This window comes from Enterobacter soli ATCC BAA-2102, from assembly GCF_001654845.1.
GTDB lineage: Bacteria > Pseudomonadota > Gammaproteobacteria > Enterobacterales > Enterobacteriaceae > Enterobacter > Enterobacter soli.
The window spans coordinates 1-3131 of sequence record NZ_LXES01000060.1 but is presented as its reverse complement, the minus strand read 5'-3'; the positions used below and the strand labels follow the sequence as shown (position 1 = coordinate 3131).

Below are 3131 nucleotides of genomic sequence, written 5' to 3'. Positions count from 1 at the left end.
GATGATGAATCGAAAGAAACATCTTCGGGTTGTGAGGTTAAGCGACTAAGCGTACACGGTGGATGCCCTGGCAGTCAGAGGCGATGAAGGACGTGCTAATCTGCGAAAAGCGCCGGCGAGGTGATATGAACCTTTGACCCGGCGATGTCCGAATGGGGAAACCCAGTGTGTTCCGACACACTATCGTTAACTGAATACATAGGTTAACGAGGCGAACCGGGGGAACTGAAACATCTAAGTACCCCGAGGAAAAGAAATCAACCGAGATTCCCCCAGTAGCGGCGAGCGAACGGGGAGCAGCCCAGAGTCTGAATCAGCTTGTGTGTTAGTGGAAGCGTCTGGAAAGTCGCACGGTACAGGGTGATAGTCCCGTACACGAAAGCACACAGGTTGTGAACTCGAAGAGTAGGGCGGGACACGTGGTATCCTGTCTGAATATGGGGGGACCATCCTCCAAGGCTAAATACTCCTGACTGACCGATAGTGAACCAGTACCGTGAGGGAAAGGCGAAAAGAACCCCGGCGAGGGGAGTGAAAAAGAACCTGAAACCGTGTACGTACAAGCAGTGGGAGCACCTTCGTGGTGTGACTGCGTACCTTTTGTATAATGGGTCAGCGACTTATATTCTGTAGCAAGGTTAACCGTATAGGGGAGCCGAAGGGAAACCGAGTCTTAACTGGGCGTTAAGTTGCAGGGTATAGACCCGAAACCCGGTGATCTAGCCATGGGCAGGTTGAAGGTTGGGTAACACTAACTGGAGGACCGAACCGACTAATGTTGAAAAATTAGCGGATGACTTGTGGCTGGGGGTGAAAGGCCAATCAAACCGGGAGATAGCTGGTTCTCCCCGAAAGCTATTTAGGTAGCGCCTCGTGAACTCATCTTCGGGGGTAGAGCACTGTTTCGGCTAGGGGGCCATCCCGGCTTACCAACCCGATGCAAACTACGAATACCGAAGAATGTTATCACGGGAGACACACGGCGGGTGCTAACGTCCGTCGTGAAGAGGGAAACAACCCAGACCGCCAGCTAAGGTCCCAAAGTCATGGTTAAGTGGGAAACGATGTGGGAAGGCACAGACAGCCAGGATGTTGGCTTAGAAGCAGCCATCATTTAAAGAAAGCGTAATAGCTCACTGGTCGAGTCGGCCTGCGCGGAAGATGTAACGGGGCTAAACCATGCACCGAAGCTGCGGCAGCGACACTATGTGTTGTTGGGTAGGGGAGCGTTCTGTAAGCCGTTGAAGGTGACCTGTGAGGGTTGCTGGAGGTATCAGAAGTGCGAATGCTGACATAAGTAACGATAATGCGGGTGAAAAGCCCGCACGCCGGAAGACCAAGGGTTCCTGTCCAACGTTAATCGGGGCAGGGTGAGTCGACCCCTAAGGCGAGGCCGAAAGGCGTAGTCGATGGGAAACAGGTTAATATTCCTGTACTTGGTGTTACTGCGAAGGGGGGACGGAGAAGGCTATGTTAGCCGGGCGACGGTTGTCCCGGTTTAAGCATGTAGGCGGGAAGTTTAGGTAAATCCGGACTTCTTTTAACGCTGAGGTGTGATGACGAGGCACTACGGTGCTGAAGTAACAAATGCCCTGCTTCCAGGAAAAGCCTCTAAGCATCAGGTAACATCAAATCGTACCCCAAACCGACACAGGTGGTCAGGTAGAGAATACCAAGGCGCTTGAGAGAACTCGGGTGAAGGAACTAGGCAAAATGGTGCCGTAACTTCGGGAGAAGGCACGCTGATATGTAGGTGAAGCCCCTGCGGGTGGAGCTGAAATCAGTCGAAGATACCAGCTGGCTGCAACTGTTTATTAAAAACACAGCACTGTGCAAACACGAAAGTGGACGTATACGGTGTGACGCCTGCCCGGTGCCGGAAGGTTAATTGATGGGGTTAGCGGCAACGCGAAGCTCTTGATCGAAGCCCCGGTAAACGGCGGCCGTAACTATAACGGTCCTAAGGTAGCGAAATTCCTTGTCGGGTAAGTTCCGACCTGCACGAATGGCGTAATGATGGCCAGGCTGTCTCCACCCGAGACTCAGTGAAATTGAACTCGCTGTGAAGATGCAGTGTACCCGCGGCAAGACGGAAAGACCCCGTGAACCTTTACTATAGCTTGACACTGAACACTGGTCCTTGATGTGTAGGATAGGTGGGAGGCTTTGAAGTGTGGACGCCAGTCTGCATGGAGCCGACCTTGAAATACCACCCTTTAATGGCTGGTGTTCTAACGTAGACCCGTAATCCGGGTTGCGGACAGTGTCTGGTGGGTAGTTTGACTGGGGCGGTCTCCTCCCAAAGAGTAACGGAGGAGCACGAAGGTTAGCTAATCCTGGTCGGACATCAGGAGGTTAGTGCAATGGCATAAGCTAGCTTGACTGCGAGAGTGACGGCTCGAGCAGGTGCGAAAGCAGGTCATAGTGATCCGGTGGTTCTGAATGGAAGGGCCATCGCTCAACGGATAAAAGGTACTCCGGGGATAACAGGCTGATACCGCCCAAGAGTTCATATCGACGGCGGTGTTTGGCACCTCGATGTCGGCTCATCACATCCTGGGGCTGAAGTAGGTCCCAAGGGTACGGCTGTTCGCCGTTTAAAGTGGTACGCGAGCTGGGTTTAGAACGTCGTGAGACAGTTCGGTCCCTATCTGCCGTGGGCGCTGGAGAATTGAGGGGGGCTGCTCCTAGTACGAGAGGACCGGAGTGGACGCATCACTGGTGTTCGGGTTGTCATGCCAATGGCATTGCCCGGTAGCTAAATGCGGAAAAGATAAGTGCTGAAAGCATCTAAGCACGAAACTTGCCCCGAGATGAGTTCTCCCTGACTCCTTGAGAGTCCTGAAGGAACGTTGAAGACGACGACGTTGATAGGTCGGGTGTGTAAGCGTAGCGATACGTTGAGCTAACCGATACTAATGAACCGTGAGGCTTAACCTTACAACGCCGAAGATGTTTTGGCGTGAGAGACAGACAATCAATTTCAGCCTGATACAGATTTAACAGAATTTGCCTGGCGGCTTTAGCGCGGTGGTCCCACCTGACCCCATGCCGAACTCAGAAGTGAAACGCCGTAGCGCCGATGGTAGTGTGGGGTCTCCCCATGTGAGAGTAGGGAACTGCCAGGCATC

General features: G+C 53.1%; 2 rRNA genes. Both read left to right on the top strand.

The window, feature by feature from the left end:
* The first annotated feature begins 35 nt into the window (after nt 1–35).
* Nucleotides 36–2940 (top strand): 23S ribosomal RNA (locus M987_RS23455).
* A gap of 72 nt (nt 2941–3012) precedes the next feature.
* A 5S ribosomal RNA gene (gene rrf, locus M987_RS23450) occupies nt 3013–3128 on the top strand.
* Nucleotides 3129–3131: the final 3 nt, after the last annotated feature.